Genomic DNA, 14542 nt, shown 5'->3' on the forward strand with positions numbered 1-14542 from the left:
TCAGTCCTCGGTTTTCGGGGTGGTGGGATCGGCGTCATGCAGGTGGCGCGAGAGGTAGATACCCTGGCCCACCAGGAACAATACGGTCATGCCCAGGCTGCCGAAGACCTTGAAGTCGACCCAGATGCTCTGGAAGGTGAAGGCGACAAACAGGTTGGCGGCGCCGCAGAACAGGAAGAAGGCGATCCAGGCGATGTTCAAGCGGGTCCATACCGGGTCTGGCAACGTCAGGGCGTGGCCCATGATGCGCTTGATCAGCAGGCGGTCGCCGACGAAGTGGCTGCCGATGAAGGCCAGGGCGAACAGCCAGTTGACCACCGGAGCTTTCCATTTAAGGAAGGTTTCGCTGTGGAAGGCCAGGGTCAGGCTGCCGAAGACCAGGCAGGCGATCAGGGTCAGCCACTGGCTTTTTTCCAGCTTGCGCTGGGAGATGAACAGGGCGCCATACACCACCAGGGAACTGATGATCAGCACCGCTGTGGCGCTGTAGATGCCGCCCAGGGTGACTTCGTGACCGGCAAGGTCGACGACGCGGGGATCAATTTTATAGACGATGAAAAACAGGAACAGCGGGATGAAGTCGATGAATTGTTTCACAGTGGCAGCCAGAAGCAGGATGTCCCGGCATAATAACAAACATCCTTGGTAGCGAAAGCGCCAGCTGACTTGAGGTTTTATCGTCCTGTGAATGTTGATTTGCACTGCCATAGCACGGCCTCCGACGGCGCCCTGGCGCCCGCGGTTCTGGTTGCGCGTGCGTACGAGAGAGGCGTGCGAATCCTGTCCCTGACCGACCACGACACCCTCGAAGGGCTGGACGAAGCGCGCCAGGCGGCGCAGCAACTGGGCATGCAGCTGGTCAATGGCGTTGAGCTTTCCTGCACCTGGGGCGGCGCCACTATCCATGTGCTGGGCTACGGCTTCGATACCCAGGCCCCGGCTTTGGTGCAAGCCATCGAAAAACTCCACGAAGGCCGCTGGCTGCGTTCGGAGGAGATCAGCCGCAAGCTGGCCCTCAAGGGCATGCCGGGAGCGCTGGAAGGCGCCCGGGCGATCCAGCAGGAACTGGGGGACAGTGGCAATGCACCGGCGCGGCCGCACTTTGCCGACTACCTGGTGCGTGCCGGTTTCGTGAAGGATCGCGCCGAGGCGTTTCGCAAATGGCTGGGGGCCGGCAAGCTGGGGGACGTCAAGCAGCACTGGCCGACCCTGGAAGAAACCGTCGGCACACTGCGGGCCGCGGGGGCCTGGGTCAGCCTGGCCCATCCCTGGCATTACGATTTCACCCGCAGCAAGCGTCGCCGCTTGATTGCCGACTATATTCAAGCCGGTGGTCATGCTATCGAAGTGGTCAATGGCCACCAACCTGCAGAGCAAGTGGGCAGTTTGGCTATCCTTGCTCGTGAATTCGGACTGCTGGTCAGCGCTGGCAGTGACTTTCATGGCCCTGGAGGCTGGTCCGAGATTGGTGAGTATCGCCCGGTCCCGGAAGACCTGCCGCCCCTTTGGTGTCGGTTCAAACATGAGCCAATTATTGCCGCCTGAACAGGTAGAGACAGTGAGTCAATTTTTCCAGATCCACCCGGAAAACCCCCAACCACGCCTGATCAAACAGGCCGTCGAGATCATTCGCAGCGGCGGTGTGGTGATCTATCCCACGGATTCGTCCTACGCCGTCGCCTGCCAGATGGGCGACAAGGGCGCAATCGAACGGGTTCGACGCCTGCGCCAGCTGGACGACAAGCACAACTTCGCGCTGATCTGCAGCGACCTTTCGCAGTTGGGCCTGTTCGCCAAGATCGACACGGGCACCTTCCGTCTGCTCAAGGCCCATGTGCCGGGGCCCTACACCTTCATTCTCAACGCCACCCGGGAAGTGCCGCGCCTGCTGCTGCACCCCAAGCGCCGGACCATCGGCCTGCGGGTGCCGAGCAACCCGATCGCCCTGGCGCTGCTGGCCGAGCTGGGCGAGCCGCTGATGAGCGTCAGCCTGATCATGCCCGGTGATACCGAGGCCCTGAGCGACCCCTACGAGATGCGCCAGTTGCTGGAGCACCAGGTGGACCTGATCATCGATGGCGGTTTCGGCAGCACCGAGTCGTCCACGGTGATCAACCTCGCCGACGGCGAGCCGGAAGTGATCCGCGTCGGTTGCGGCGACCCCGCGCCGTTCATGGCCGAGGCCTAGATGTCCGCAGTGGAAACCGTCGACGACCAGGCCGGCGCCCAGCAGGAGCTGCCCTTCGCCATGGTCTACGGCCAGGCGGTCATGGAAATGCCCCTGGACCTGTACATCCCCCCGGATGCCCTGGAAGTCTTTCTCGAAGCCTTCGAAGGCCCTCTGGACCTGCTGCTGTACCTGATCCGCAAGCAGAACATCAACATCCTCGACATCCCGGTGGCGGAGATCACCCGCCAGTACATGGGTTATGTGGAGCTGATGCAGTCGGTGCGCCTGGAACTGGCCGCCGAGTACCTGGTGATGGCGGCAATGCTTGCCGAGATCAAGTCGCGCATGCTCCTGCCGCGCTCAGCCGAGGTCGAGGAAGAAGAGGACGATCCGCGGGCCGAACTGATCCGCCGCCTGCAGGAATACGAGCGCTTCAAGGCGGCCGCCGAGGGCATCGACGGCCTGAGCCGGGTCGGTCGCGATGTGCTGGTGCCCAAGCTCGACGCCCCGGAGGCCCGGGCGCGCAAGCTGCTGCCGGATGTGGCCCTGGAAGAGTTGCTGATGTCCATGGCCGAGGTGCTGCGCCGTGGCGACATGTTCGAAAGCCATCAGGTGAGCCGCGAGGCGCTGTCCACCCGCGAGCGCATGAGCGATGTGCTGGAGCGGCTCAAGGGCGGCGGTTTCGTGCCCTTTGTCGAGCTGTTCACCGCCGAGGAAGGGCGCCTGGGGGTGGTGGTGACCTTCATGGCGATCCTCGAACTGGTCAAGGAATCCCTGGTCGAGCTGGTGCAGAATGAGCCCTTTGCGGCCATCCACGTACGGGCGCGAGCCGAATAACGAGCTTAAATCATGAATTTGAATGAACCCCGTGAGCTGGCGCCCCTGCTCGAAGCCTTTCTGTTGGCCTCGGGAAAACCCCAGTCCCTGGAACGCCTGTTCGAGCTCTTCGAAGAAGCCGAGCGGCCGGACCCGGCGGTCTTCAAGAAAGCCCTGGCCCTGCTCGGCAAGTCCTGCGAAGGGCGGGCCTTCGAGCTCAAGGAAGTGGCCTCCGGCTATCGCCTGCAGATCCGCGAGAAGTTCGCGCCCTGGGTCGGCCGCCTGTGGGAAGAGCGCCCACAGCGTTACTCGCGCGCCATGCTGGAAACCATGGCCCTGATCGCCTATCGCCAACCCATCACCCGGGGCGAGATCGAGGACGTGCGTGGCGTGGCGGTCAACAGCCATATCGTCAAGACCTTGCTGGAACGTGAGTGGATCCGCGTTGTGGGGTATCGCGACGTACCGGGCAAGCCGGCGATGTTCGCCACCACCAAGGCGTTTCTCGATCACTTCAACCTGAAGAACCTCGACGACCTGCCGCCTTTGGCGGAACTGCGGGAGATCGAGGCCGAGCCGGTATTGGAATTCGACGACGCGCCGGTGCCCGAGCACCTGCAACAACTGGCCGATGCCAGCGCCGAGCCGGAGGAACCCAAGGAAGAAACCAGCTTCCATACCCTGCTGCTGGAGCTGGATTCCATGGAGGAGGGGATCAAGACCGACTTCGAAGACTTGCACCGTGATGGTGTGGTGGAACCGGAGCAGGGAGGAGTGCAAGAGCCGGTGCCGGATCTCCCGCAGGAGGAGGCCCGGACCGAATCTGAGTTCCTCGCCGATGAGCCCGATGAATTCCCGGTCGAACCCGAGGACCGGCCGCCGGTCGAAGCAGAGGATGACGTGCTGGGCGTGGCCGAGGCCCGGGCCAAGTTGCTCGCCGCAGTAGCCGCTCTGGAGCCTGCTACGCCGCAGTTGAGCGAGGAAGAGGCCGAAGCCATCGAAAACGAACGCCGCCTGCTGGACGATTGACCTTGTAGTCGCTGGCCGGCTCGGCGCATGGCTGGCGGTTTTTTTCGCCGGCAAGCCGGCTCCTACAGAGGTGATGGATGAGTTCTGCCAAGGATCCCTGCATCAGCGTGTGCAAGTTCAGCGATGACATCTGCATCGGCTGCGGGCGCAGCAAGCGTGAGATCAAGGCCTGGAAGAAGCTCGACAAGGCCGAGCGCCGTCAAGTGCTGGCTGAAGCCGCCATGCGCCTGCTGCAATTGCGCGCCACCGGCCGGCGGAAAAAGTCCTGAGGGGCGACTTATCAACTAGTCTGTGATGCGCAACCGCCGCCATGAGCGTATGATTCGCGACCCTTTGGCGATCCCTTCGCCACAGACCCTGTTTTCCACCCTTCAGGCCGCTCAAGCCTGAAGCGACACACCGGGAGGTGCCCAGATGAGCGATACCGATCAGAACGACCAGGAAATCCGTCCAGCCGGCGAAAAACTGCAGAAAGTCCTCGCCCGCATCGGCGTCGGCTCGCGCCGCGATGTCGAGTCCTGGATCAGCCAGGGCCGGATCAAGGTCAACGGCAAAGAGGCCACCCTGGGCCTGCGCGTCGACCTGCATGACGCCATTTCCATCGATGGCAAGGTGATCAAGCGCGAAGAGGCCGCCGAATCGGTGCGCCGCGTGATCATGTACAACAAGCCCGACGGCGAGATCTGCACCCGCGACGACCCGGAAGGCCGCCCGACCGTGTTCGACAAGCTGCCGCGTCCGCGCGAAGGCCGCTGGATCAACATTGGCCGCCTGGACATCAACACCACCGGTCTTTTGATGTTCACCACCGACGGTGAGCTGGCCAACCGGCTGATGCACCCTTCCTACGAGATGGACCGTGAGTACGCGGTGCGTGTGCGTGGCGAGGTCGACGACGAGATGATCGAGCGCCTCAAGGCCGGCGTCATGCTCGAAGACGGCCCGGCCAAGTTCACCGACATTCAGCAGGCGCCCGGTGGCGAAGGTTTCAACCACTGGTACCACTGCGTGGTGATGGAAGGTCGCAACCGTGAAGTGCGCCGCTTGTGGGAATCCCAGGGCCTGGTGGTCAGCCGCCTGAAGCGCGTGCGCTTCGGTCCGGTGTTCCTGAACTCCGACCTGCCCATGGGCCGCTGGCGCGAAATGAGCCAGTACGAAGTCGATGTGCTCAGCGCCGAAGTCGGCCTGACGCCGGTGGCCATGCCGCAGCTCAATGCCAAGTCCAAGGACAAGCTGGAGCGCATGCAGCGCAAATCCTCGCGTCCGGTGGGCAAGAGCGAGCGCGTGCGCACCCTGCGTCCGGCCAATGGCAGCGCGGCCACCCCGCGTGTTTCCCGCGAGCCGCAGATCGAAGGCGAGCGTCCTGGCCGCAAGCCGGCTGCCCGTCCGGATGGCGAGCGTGGCTCCCGTGCTCCGCGTCCGGCTACTGGCCGCGGCACTCCGGTGGCCGACCGCCCGGCGGACACCAAGCGTCCGGCCAAGCCGGCGCCCAAGTCCAAGCGCCCAAGCCTGGTGCTGGACAAGGACGCACCTTCCGGCAAGCGCCGTGGCGCCCCGGCCGGTTCCGGCCAGCGTCCCGGTTTTGGTCGCCGCAAGCCGGAGTGATTCCCGGCCTGCCGACAAAAACGCCAACCTCCGGGTTGGCGTTTTTTTTGCCTGCAACTGCGCAGGAGCCGGCTTGCCGGCGAACCGGGCCGCCCGGCTTGCGCAGGCTGATAGCGGCCTTCGCTTACCAGCTCCTACGCTAGAAGGCGAACTGGCCGTCGAACACAGGCTTGTTATCCACCGCCAGCACTCCGGAACTGAAGATCAGGTCCAGGTGATGGCTGCCTTTGGCGCCGCCCCCCAGGCCCAGGTGCAGGCCGCAATGGCGCTCTTCGAAGCCGGAGTTGCGCCCGTAGAGGGACCTGATGCCCTCGTTGGTGCCGATTCCCAGTTCCTCTATGCGCCGGTTGGACGGGTTGGCATCCAGGTACTTGTTGAAGTCATTGGCCAGCCCCGGCACCTCGGTGGCCACCCGGCTGATGCTGGAGTTCTCGATCCACAGTTCCAGCGGTGCTTTCAGCACCCCGTACTTGCGGGCGAAAGGGATGGTGCTGAGGAAGGTGCCGAGAAACTTCACATGGCCGTTGATGGCATCGCTGTGGGTGGCGATTTCCCCCGGTGCTAGGTCGTAGTTGCCGACGCCGTTGATGTCGGTCCATTTCTTCACGCTGTTCAAGGGCGCTTCGAAATACGAGCCCTGAAGGTCGCTGAAGCTCAGGGTGGTGGCCTGGGACAGGCGGCGGATCAGAGTGGCGTTGAGGTCGGCAATGCGTTGCGGCTCGACGCTGAAGGTGTCGTAGAAGTACTCGCCGTAATCCTTGAACAGCAGGGACTTCTTCCAGTGCTCGGCCATCAGCCCATGCAGCGGCCGCAGGAACTCCGGGCCGTCGGGGCGTGGCTGGGGCAGGGTCGAGGAGTCGTAGAAGAAGATGTACAGGTCACAGTCGATGATGGCCTGGGCAAGGGTCGCCGCCGGCTCCTGGTCCAGGCGCAGGGCGCTGACCGTCAGTGGGGTGGCCTGGCGCGACTGTTCGAGGATGGCGCTGACCATGGCCTGGTACTCGGCGGTGTGGCCGATCACCACCCTGGAGGGCTGGGGGCCGCTCAAGGCCGGATGCCGCTCGAGGTAGTACAGGAAATGGCGGATGGCGCGGGTCTGGTCCATAAAACCTCCCTGGAGGACAAAGGTGACCGGCGCAGGCACCAGGCCTGCACCGGTCCGGGCGCCTTACATCGGCCACATGGCAGTGCCGAATGGCACCACCGCGTCGGCCTGCATCATTTCCACTGCTGCTTCATGGGTGGCGGCTTCGAACCAGTCGTCCAGTTGCAGTTCGGTTTCCAGGTCTTGTTCCAGTGCTTGCATGGTGTCTCTCCTAGATACAGTGCGTGTAAGCAGTCCATTGGCGGAGCAGTTGAACAGCGGAGAACGGGAAGGTTGCTGGGCCGCTCATCCACTCCCGGAACTTGTCGGCTGGCTGAGCCGGCAAGTGGCTGGAAACCTAGTCCAGGGCATTTTGAAGTGCAAAAAAATAATTAGATTATTTTCTGCTGAACTTTATTTTCTATTTTTAGGTGAAATATTTATTCCCAGAAAACAAAAAGCTAAGGCTTTTCCGCTTGTCGGGCGGCGTGGGTGTCAATTTGCAGTCGGTTCGCCAGTTGATCTGGTTTGGCAATTTATCGTTACGCCTCGTAAAGAAAAAATTACGAAATGCGCCGTGATCCGCCTGTAATTCGCGGCGATGGATGTGCTGTAAGGAAAAGCTGCCGGCAGTTGTTCGGGAACGCCACCGCCGAGGCTCTAGCCCGCTTGTTCCGGGGCGCCAAGGCAGGTGAGATGCACATCTGCCTGCGTACAGGTGCATAACAAGAAGGAGGCGCAATGAACGCCGTAACCGACTTTCACCCACACCCTTCGATGGGCGATGGCCTTCGCTCATTTATCGACGACCCCACTCGGTCCGTCCACTTTCGCGCCGCCGATGCCGAGCATCGGGCTGGCCCCGCAGGATTCCGGTTACCGGCACGCTGATAAAGCGGTGTCTGGCGGCAGGGAGTCAGGGGTGTACAATGCGCGGCGTTTTAACTGTGACCCAACTGCGTACCCGCGCATTTTGCGCCTGAAACGTGCTTTCCAGACCGCTTGCGAGGCGCTGAAGAGCTCGCTGCAAGGCCAATAAACTCAAGGTTATCCACCTTGTTCACTCCGCCGCGTCACGAGCGTGGTGGGTTCGATTTCGTCACAGATAAAAACAAACAGGTGACGCATGACCGTTAAAAGAACGCTGAACTTCTGGTGCCTGCGCTGGGGTTTGATCCGCGCCGCTTAAGCCTTTACCGGGCGGCAACGTCTGACACACATTACCTTGCGTGAGAGCCTTTTCATGAGTGGACAAAACTCGCATTCGGGCGAGCTGAAACGCGGCCTGAAGAATCGCCATATTCAACTGATCGCCCTGGGCGGCGCGATTGGTACCGGTTTGTTCCTGGGGTCGGCCGGGGTGCTCAAGTCCGCCGGCCCGTCGATGATCCTCGGTTATGCCATCTGCGGTTTCATCGCTTTCATGATCATGCGCCAGCTCGGCGAGATGATCGTCGAGGAGCCGGTGGCCGGCTCCTTCAGCCACTTTGCCCATAAATACTGGGGCGGCTTTGCCGGTTTCCTCTCGGGCTGGAACTGCTGGATCCTCTATATTCTGGTGGGCATGTCGGAGCTGACAGCGGTCGGCAAGTATGTGCACTATTGGTGGCCGGACGTCCCGACCTGGGCCTCGGCAGCCGTGTTCTTCGTCATGATCAACGCCATCAACCTGGCCAACGTCAAGGTCTTCGGCGAGGCCGAGTTCTGGTTCGCCATCATCAAGGTGGTCGCCATCGTCGGCATGATCGCCCTGGGCAGCTACCTGCTGGTCAGTGGCCACGGCGGCCCGCAGGCCTCGGTGAGCAACCTGTGGTCCCACGGCGGCTTCTTCCCCAATGGGGTCAGCGGCCTGGTGATGGCCATGGCAATCATCATGTTCTCCTTCGGTGGCCTGGAAATGCTCGGTTTCACTGCAGCGGAAGCCGACAAGCCGAAGACCGTGATCCCCAAGGCGATCAACCAGGTGATCTATCGCATCCTGATTTTCTACATCGGCGCCCTGGTGGTGCTGCTGTCGCTGACGCCGTGGGACACCCTGCTGGTGACCCTGAACGCTTCCGGCGATGCCTACAGCGGCAGCCCCTTCGTCCAGGTGTTCTCGATGCTGGGCAGCAACACCGCGGCGCACATCCTCAACTTCGTGGTCCTGACCGCGGCGCTGTCGGTGTACAACAGCGGCACCTATTGCAACAGCCGCATGCTCCTGGGCATGGCCGAGCAGGGCGATGCGCCCAAGGCCCTGGCCAAGATCGACAAGCGCGGCGTGCCGGTGATGTCGATCCTCGCTTCGGCGCTGGTGACCTTCGTCGCCGTGGTGCTCAACTACCTGATTCCGCAGCACGCCCTGGAGCTGCTGATGTCCCTGGTGGTGGCGACCCTGGTGATCAACTGGGCGATGATCAGCTACTCGCACTTCAAGTTCCGCCAGCACATGGAGCGTACCGGCCAGACCTCGCTGTTCAAGGCGCTGTGGTACCCCTACGGCAACTACGTCTGCCTGGCGTTCGTGGTGTTCATCCTGGGCATCATGCTGATGATTCCGGGCATCCAGATCTCGGTGTACGCGATCCCGGTGTGGGTGGTGTTCATGTGGGTCTGCTACTGCATCAAGAACAAGCGCAGTGCCCAGCACGCGCTGCAGGCAGCCAGTGCTTCGCTGAAGTAAGCGCGGCCCTGGCAACGACTAACCCGGCTCCGGCCGGGTTTTTCATGGCCGTGATTTTTGTCGGGGGGCTGAGATCGCTTTCGCTGGCAAGCCGGCTCCTACGGTGTGCCTGCCCGCTGTAGGGGGCTGGCTTGCCAGCGAAGAGACCCGCAAGAGCGTGGGGAATGGGGGTATCCTATGCGCCCTGAAGACGGATTCCTGTTCCATGCTGGTGATTTCCAACAACGTGCATCTGCCGGATGCCGAGATCGAGCTGACCGCCATCCGTGCCCAGGGCGCAGGTGGGCAGAACGTCAACAAGGTGTCCAGCGCGGTGCACCTGCGCTTCGACATTCCGGCTTCGTCCCTGCCTCCGTTCTACAAGGAGCGCCTGCTGGCGCTGCGCGACAGCCGCATCACCAGTGACGGCGTGATCATCCTCAAGGCCCAGCAGTACCGCACCCAGGAGCAGAACCGCGTCGATGCCCTGGAGCGCCTCACCGAGCTGATTCTCAGCGCCATCAAGGTGGAGAAGAAGCGCCGCCCGACCAAGCCGACCCTGGGTTCGAAGAAGCGCCGCCTGGAGACCAAGGCCAAGCGCGGCAGCATCAAGGCCGGGCGCGGCAAAGTGGACTTCTAGCGCGCCTCGCGTTCCTGGCGCAGCTTGGGCGCCTGGCGGTACAGGTACAGGCTCAGCACCAGGCCGGTGCAGGCAGCGATGGCGGCGAACAGGAAGATCGAGGCAAAGCCGAAACCAGCAGCAATCGCCCCCGCCAGCGGGCCGGTGATGCCCAGCGACAGGTCGATGAACAGCGAGTAGGCCCCCACTGCCGCGCCGCGGCTGGAGGCTGGCACCAGGTTCACCGCTTCCACCCCCAGGGCCGGGAATACCAGGGAGAAGCCGAAGCCGCTCAGGGCTGCGCCGGCCAGGGCCCAATTGGCATCCGGGGCCAGCCACAGCAGCAACAGGCCGAGGGTTTCCACCGACAGGCAGGCAATCGCCACGCGAAAGCCGCCGAGGCGGTTGATCAGGTTGCCGAACAGCAATCGCGCGCCGATGAAGCTGGCGCCGAACAGGCTCAGGCACAGTACGGCGTTGTCCCAGTGCCGGGTGGCGTAGTACAGGGTGATGAAGGTGGCGATGGTGCCAAAGCCGATGGAGCCCAGGGCCAGGCCGCAGCCGTGGGGAAACACCTTGCCCAGCACGTGGATGAACGGCAAGCGCTCGCCGGCAACGATCGGCGCGGCGAGTTTCGGCCAGGCCAGCAGCAGGCCGAGCAGCGCCAGCAGGATAATGCTCGCTCCCATGCTCCACAGCCCCAGCCGGCTTACCAGCCACACCCCCAGCGGCGCGCCGATGGCCAGGGCGCCGTAGCTGGCGATGCCGTTCCAGGAAATCACCTTGGCGGTATTCTGCGCCCCGACCCGGCCGATGCCCCAGCCGATGGAGCCCGAGCCCACCAGGCTTTCCGCGCTGCCCAGGACCAGGCGGCCGATCAGCAGGCTGATCAGGCTCAGGGTCGGCAGGTTGTGCAGCCAGGCCGAAAGCAGCATGAACACCCCGCTCAAGCCGCAGCCGGCCAGGCCGTACATCACCGCGCGCTTGCTGCCCAGATTGTCGATGATGCGCCCGGCATAGGGCCGGCTGAGCAGGGTGGCCAGGTATTGCACGCTGATCACCAGGCCGGCGATCACCGCGCCAAAGCCCAGCTCGCTGTGCACGTAGCCCGGCAGCACCGCCAGCGGAATGCCGATATTCAGGTAGCCGATAAAGGTGAACAGGACGATGGAGACGACGTGCAGCGTGACCGTCAAGGGGCGCTGGGTATCTGGCATGGGAAGGGGACCACTGCGACAGCTCAATAGATAGGCTGCTTATGATACCGATGTGCAGGGAGGGGTTGTGGGGGAAATCGATGGGTTGTTCAGATTTTTACCTGGCCGGAGTCGGTTCAGGCGTCATTGTTGCCCAGCAACCGGGTGGTGACCAGGGCGGCCAAGGCGTTTTCCTGGGTGCCGAAGCGGGCCAGCAGAGCGGCCTGTTTTTCTTCGCTGAGGCGATTCCACACGTCGATCATCTGTTCGGCAGTGCCGATCAGCACGCTGGCTTGGGTTTCGCTGAAGGATTCGGTCATGGTGCGGCGGGGCTCGGGAGGAGGGTTTCAGGCGGTGTGGAAAGCGCTTGAGTAGCGCTTTCCACACGGTCTGGTTACAGCTTTCAGTCTTCGCTGTCGGCCTTGCGGCTGTCGGCGGCTTCTTGCACTACAGGCTTGTCGGCACTGGCTTGTGGCGGAGTTGTCTGCTCAGTTTCGTGCAGGCTTGGGAAGGGGAGATTCGGGATCTCATGCATGTCGTTGCTCCTCGCAAAGTCTGTTTTTTAAATCGCTGGGTAGATCCGCGCTTTTAAAAAGCTTGGGCAGGATACAGCACTGGAAATGACAAAAAGATTTTTATCGCGCTTTTTGGGATGAAAGGGATTTCATCGAGTGGTGCGGCTTGCCGTCACAGGCAGCCAGAGGGCTGCCTGTGACGGTGCGCAAGTTGCTATACGACCCGGGCGATGGCTTCAGCCAGCAAGTCCAGGCGGCTGGCGTCGATCCCGGCCACGTTGGCGCGGCCGGAGCTGACCATGTACACGCTGTGGTGGTCACGCAGCTCCTGGACCTGGGCAGGGCTCAGGCCGGTGTAGGAGAACATTCCCCGTTGCACGCCGATATGCGCGAAACGTTCGGCCAGGCCGTAAGGCTGCAAGGCCTCCAGCAGGCCGGCGCGCAGTTGCGCGATCCGTAGGCGCATGGTTTCCACTTCGTCGGCCCAGAGGCTTTTCAGCTCCGGGTCGCCGAGGATGGTGGCGACCACCGCCGCGCCGTGATCCGGTGGCGTGGACCACAGGTTACGGGCGATATGGGCCAGTTGGCTGCGCACATCGAGCAGTTTCTCGGCGTCCTGGGTGCAGACGATCAAAGCGCCGGTCCGGTCGCGGTACAGGCCGAAGTTCTTCGAGCAGGAGCTGGTGATCAGCACTTCCGGCAGTTCGGCGGCGAACAGCCGCACGGCCCAGGCATCCTGCTCCAGGCCGTCGCCGAAGCCCTGGTAGGCGAAGTCGATCAGCGGCAGCAGCTTGCGGCTGCGTACCACGTCCAGCACGCGTTGCCAGTCGGCGTGGCCGAGGTCGAAGCCGGTGGGGTTGTGGCAGCAGGCGTGCAGCAGCACCACGTCGCCCTCGGGCACCTGGTTCAGGGTCGCCAGCATGGCCTCGACGTCCAGGCGGTTGTCGCTGCCCACATAGGGGTAGTGACTGACCTTGACCCCGGCCGCGGCAAAGATGGTCTCGTGGATCGGCCAGGTCGGGTTGCTCAGCCACACGCCACGGCCCGGCAGGCAGTGGGCGATGAAGTCGGCACTCAGGCGCAGGGCGCCAGTGCCGCCCGGGGTTTGCGTGGCGCCGGCACGCTGGGTGGCGATCAGTTTCGAATCGCTGCCCAGTACCAGTTCATTGATCACCTTGCCGAAGGCCGCGTCGCCATGGCCGCCGATGTAGATCTTGGTGTCCTGGCTGTCCACCAGGCGCTGTTCGGCCAGCTTCACCGAGCGCGGGATCGGCGTCAGGCCCTGGGAGTCCTTGTAGACCCCCACGCCGAGGTCGAACTTGCGCGGGTTGGGATCGTTGGCGTAGGCCCCCATCAGGCCGAGAATCGGGTCGCCGGGAACCCGGCCGATGGCGTCGAAGTGCATTACTTGCGTCCTTCTGCGGTCTTGGCCACTTCATCGGTGCGGGCTGCCATGATGAAGTCGTTGCGGTGCAGGCCCTTGATCGAGTGGCTCCACCAGGTCACGGTGACCTTGCCCCACTCGGTGAGCAGGCCCGGGTGGTGGCCTTCGGCCTCGGAGATCTCGCCCATGGCGTTGGTGAAGGCCAGGGCAAATTTGAAGTTCTTGAACAGGAAGACTTTTTCCAGCTGCATCACGCCATCGCGAACTTCGATGTTCCAGTCAGGGATCTGCTTGATCAGTACCGGCAGTTCTTCGTCGCTGACTTGAGGAGCATCGGCACGGCAGGCTTCGCAATGGGCTTGGTTCAGAGCGGTCATGGTGGGTTCCCAGGATTCAATTCTTGTTGGAAGTTACTATCTTTCGCAGCGGCTCGCGAGTGCGGGCCGCTCAGGCCGCCTTGGGTTTTGGCGGAAACTTGGGGGCGTGCAGGCCCAGCTGCATGCCTTGGTGGACCAGGGCCATGATGTCTTCGTGGGCCAGGTCGAACAGGCGCTTGAGGTTGGGCAGGGTGAAATAGATCGGCTGCAGGATGTCGATGCGATACGGCGTGCGCATGGCTTCCAGCGGGTCGAAGGCCTGGTGTTCCGGCTCTTCGGACAGGCTGTACACGGTCTCCTTGGGCGAGGACAGGATGCCGCCGCCATAGATGCGCCGCCCGGCCGGGGTGTCCACCAGGCCGAACTCGATGGTCATCCAGTACAGGCGCGCCAGGTACACCCGCTCTTCCTTGGTGGCTTGCAGGCCGAGCTTGCCGTAGGTGTGGGTGAATTCGGCGAACCAGGGGTTGGTCAGCAGCGGGCAGTGGCCAAAGATCTCGTGGAAGATGTCCGGCTCTTGCAGGTAGTCGAGTTCTTCGCGGGTGCGAATGAAGGTCGCCACGGGAAAGCGCTTGCTGGCCAGCAGTTCGAAGAAAGTCTGGAAGGGGATCAGCGCCGGTACCCGGGCCACTTGCCAGCCGGTGGTTTCACCCAGGACCTTGTTGATTTCGCCCAGTTGCGGAATACGGTCGTGGGGCAATCCGAGCTTGTCGATGCCGTCCAGGTATTCCTGGCACGCACGGCCCTCGATCACTTTCAACTGGCGTGTGATCAGGGTGTTCCACACCGCGTGTTCTTCGGGTGGATAGTCGATAAAACCTTGCGCGTCGGGCTCGCGGGCCACGTACTGCGTCTGCTTCATGCTGCTCTCCTGCCAGGGGATGCGTTCTTGTTATGTGTGACCCCAGTGATACCCGAGGGTGCGACGCTTTGCAGCAGGTGGCCGGTGCGGGTAGAGGGCTGTCGCGCATCAATTTGTAAAGTAAACGTTACGAATCTGGCGGGGTCTCCACCCTGTGGTGGGTTTTCAGGTTTGAAAAAGCCGTTTGCTGTCACATAATCTTGACGACTATCTGCGCCATCCTGCAGAAAGTTTGTAAAAC

Annotated in this window: 18 protein-coding genes; 9 read left to right on the forward strand and 9 right to left on the reverse strand. The window is 62.7% G+C overall.

Translation table 11 applies throughout. From position 1 onward, the window contains the following. Positions 1-597: a septation protein A gene (locus tag AC1RGE_RS15380; RefSeq protein WP_011059933.1), complete on the reverse strand. Its 597-nt coding sequence runs from the start codon at positions 595-597 to the stop codon at positions 1-3. Positions 598-684: 87 nt separating this feature from the next. Here AC1RGE_RS15380 and AC1RGE_RS15385 point away from each other — a divergent pair, with 87 nt between their 5' ends. The 6 genes from AC1RGE_RS15385 to rluB all read left to right on the forward strand — a co-directional run bounded on the left by AC1RGE_RS15385 (position 685) and on the right by rluB (position 5620). Then, on the forward strand, positions 685-1545 hold the full coding sequence (locus AC1RGE_RS15385; RefSeq protein WP_011059934.1) for a PHP domain-containing protein: 861 nt from the start codon (positions 685-687) through the stop codon (positions 1543-1545). A gap of 13 nt (positions 1546-1558) precedes the next feature. Next, entirely contained in the window at positions 1559-2188 is a 630-nt protein-coding gene (locus AC1RGE_RS15390) for an L-threonylcarbamoyladenylate synthase (protein ID WP_041120586.1), read from the forward strand. Beyond that, positions 2189-3007, forward strand: a complete 819-nt coding sequence (locus AC1RGE_RS15395) for a segregation and condensation protein A (protein WP_011059936.1) — start codon at positions 2189-2191, stop codon at positions 3005-3007. It begins immediately after the preceding gene. A gap of 12 nt (positions 3008-3019) precedes the next feature. Then, positions 3020-4015 carry an SMC-Scp complex subunit ScpB gene (scpB, locus tag AC1RGE_RS15400; RefSeq protein WP_492584584.1) on the forward strand — a complete coding sequence of 332 codons (996 nt, stop codon included), beginning with the start codon at positions 3020-3022 and terminating at the stop codon, positions 4013-4015. A 77-nt stretch (positions 4016-4092) separates the two neighbouring features. Then, positions 4093-4284 (forward strand): DUF1289 domain-containing protein, encoded by a 192-nt coding sequence (locus AC1RGE_RS15405; RefSeq protein ID WP_011059938.1) that lies wholly within the window; start codon positions 4093-4095, stop codon positions 4282-4284. 145 nt (positions 4285-4429) lie between these two features. Further along, positions 4430-5620: a 23S rRNA pseudouridine(2605) synthase RluB gene (gene rluB / locus AC1RGE_RS15410; protein ID WP_015634611.1), complete on the forward strand. Its 1191-nt coding sequence runs from the start codon at positions 4430-4432 to the stop codon at positions 5618-5620. 139 nt (positions 5621-5759) lie between these two features. Here the strand turns inward: rluB and AC1RGE_RS15415 are convergent, their stop codons facing one another. Both AC1RGE_RS15415 and AC1RGE_RS15420 read right to left on the reverse strand, forming a co-directional pair. Continuing rightward, positions 5760-6725: a CgnE/CgnB domain-containing protein gene (locus AC1RGE_RS15415; protein ID WP_011059940.1), complete on the reverse strand. Its 966-nt coding sequence runs from the start codon at positions 6723-6725 to the stop codon at positions 5760-5762. Between the two features lie 63 nt (positions 6726-6788). Then, positions 6789-6926 (reverse strand): hypothetical protein, encoded by a 138-nt coding sequence (locus AC1RGE_RS15420; RefSeq protein WP_011059941.1) that lies wholly within the window; start codon positions 6924-6926, stop codon positions 6789-6791. A gap of 49 nt (positions 6927-6975) precedes the next feature. On the opposite strand from AC1RGE_RS15420, the gene AC1RGE_RS15425 reads away from it, so the two are divergent. From AC1RGE_RS15425 to arfB, 3 genes are all read left to right on the forward strand, one after another. Beyond that, positions 6976-7296, forward strand: a complete 321-nt coding sequence (locus AC1RGE_RS15425; protein WP_134532568.1) for a hypothetical protein — start codon at positions 6976-6978, stop codon at positions 7294-7296. A 651-nt stretch (positions 7297-7947) separates the two neighbouring features. After that, positions 7948-9369: an amino acid permease gene (locus tag AC1RGE_RS15430; RefSeq protein ID WP_011059942.1), complete on the forward strand. Its 1422-nt coding sequence runs from the start codon at positions 7948-7950 to the stop codon at positions 9367-9369. Between the two features lie 205 nt (positions 9370-9574). Then, on the forward strand, positions 9575-9988 hold the full coding sequence (gene arfB / locus AC1RGE_RS15435; protein ID WP_492584585.1) for an alternative ribosome rescue aminoacyl-tRNA hydrolase ArfB: 414 nt from the start codon (positions 9575-9577) through the stop codon (positions 9986-9988). On the opposite strand, the gene AC1RGE_RS15440 is transcribed toward arfB, so the two are convergent. From AC1RGE_RS15440 to phhA, 6 genes are all read right to left on the reverse strand, one after another. Beyond that, positions 9985-11184: an MFS transporter gene (locus AC1RGE_RS15440; protein WP_492584586.1), complete on the reverse strand. Its 1200-nt coding sequence runs from the start codon at positions 11182-11184 to the stop codon at positions 9985-9987. The two genes, arfB and AC1RGE_RS15440, sit on opposite strands and share 4 nt — an antisense overlap. A gap of 116 nt (positions 11185-11300) precedes the next feature. Then, positions 11301-11483, reverse strand: a complete 183-nt coding sequence (locus AC1RGE_RS15445) for a hypothetical protein (RefSeq protein WP_011059945.1) — start codon at positions 11481-11483, stop codon at positions 11301-11303. 83 nt (positions 11484-11566) lie between these two features. Then, positions 11567-11698, reverse strand: coding sequence for a hypothetical protein (locus AC1RGE_RS15450; RefSeq protein WP_015634613.1), 132 nt, complete (start codon positions 11696-11698; stop codon positions 11567-11569). A gap of 194 nt (positions 11699-11892) precedes the next feature. Next, entirely contained in the window at positions 11893-13083 is a 1191-nt protein-coding gene (locus AC1RGE_RS15455; protein ID WP_053156918.1) for an amino acid aminotransferase, read from the reverse strand. Next, positions 13083-13439: a 4a-hydroxytetrahydrobiopterin dehydratase gene (locus AC1RGE_RS15460; RefSeq protein ID WP_007930096.1), complete on the reverse strand. Its 357-nt coding sequence runs from the start codon at positions 13437-13439 to the stop codon at positions 13083-13085. Before AC1RGE_RS15460 ends, AC1RGE_RS15455 begins: the two co-directional genes overlap by 1 nt. A gap of 70 nt (positions 13440-13509) precedes the next feature. Then, a complete protein-coding gene (phhA, locus tag AC1RGE_RS15465) occupies positions 13510-14301 on the reverse strand; it encodes a phenylalanine 4-monooxygenase (RefSeq protein WP_011059947.1) in 792 nt (263 codons plus the stop codon). Positions 14302-14542: the final 241 nt, after the last annotated feature.

It is taken from the genome of Pseudomonas sp. GW823-FHT02C05 (genome assembly GCF_058797595.1).

Excerpts from the sequence above, each read along its gene's own strand:
- AC1RGE_RS15395 (WP_011059936.1), top strand. The coding sequence starts at position 2,189 with ATGTCCGCAGTGGAAACCGTCGACGACCAGGCCGGCGCCCAGCAGGAG.
- scpB (WP_492584584.1), top strand. The coding sequence starts at position 3,020 with ATGAATTTGAATGAACCCCGTGAGCTGGCGCCCCTGCTCGAAGCCTTT.
- AC1RGE_RS15405 (WP_011059938.1), top strand. The coding sequence starts at position 4,093 with ATGAGTTCTGCCAAGGATCCCTGCATCAGCGTGTGCAAGTTCAGCGAT.
- rluB (WP_015634611.1), top strand. The coding sequence starts at position 4,430 with ATGAGCGATACCGATCAGAACGACCAGGAAATCCGTCCAGCCGGCGAA.
- AC1RGE_RS15415 (WP_011059940.1), bottom strand. The coding sequence starts at position 6,725 with ATGGACCAGACCCGCGCCATCCGCCATTTCCTGTACTACCTCGAGCGG.
- AC1RGE_RS15420 (WP_011059941.1), bottom strand. The coding sequence starts at position 6,926 with ATGCAAGCACTGGAACAAGACCTGGAAACCGAACTGCAACTGGACGAC.
- AC1RGE_RS15430 (WP_011059942.1), top strand. The coding sequence starts at position 7,948 with ATGAGTGGACAAAACTCGCATTCGGGCGAGCTGAAACGCGGCCTGAAG.
- arfB (WP_492584585.1), top strand. The coding sequence starts at position 9,575 with ATGCTGGTGATTTCCAACAACGTGCATCTGCCGGATGCCGAGATCGAG.
- AC1RGE_RS15440 (WP_492584586.1), bottom strand. The coding sequence starts at position 11,184 with ATGCCAGATACCCAGCGCCCCTTGACGGTCACGCTGCACGTCGTCTCC.
- AC1RGE_RS15445 (WP_011059945.1), bottom strand. The coding sequence starts at position 11,483 with ATGACCGAATCCTTCAGCGAAACCCAAGCCAGCGTGCTGATCGGCACT.
- AC1RGE_RS15450 (WP_015634613.1), bottom strand. The coding sequence starts at position 11,698 with ATGCATGAGATCCCGAATCTCCCCTTCCCAAGCCTGCACGAAACTGAG.
- AC1RGE_RS15455 (WP_053156918.1), bottom strand. The coding sequence starts at position 13,083 with ATGCACTTCGACGCCATCGGCCGGGTTCCCGGCGACCCGATTCTCGGC.
- AC1RGE_RS15460 (WP_007930096.1), bottom strand. The coding sequence starts at position 13,439 with ATGACCGCTCTGAACCAAGCCCATTGCGAAGCCTGCCGTGCCGATGCT.
- phhA (WP_011059947.1), bottom strand. The coding sequence starts at position 14,301 with ATGAAGCAGACGCAGTACGTGGCCCGCGAGCCCGACGCGCAAGGTTTT.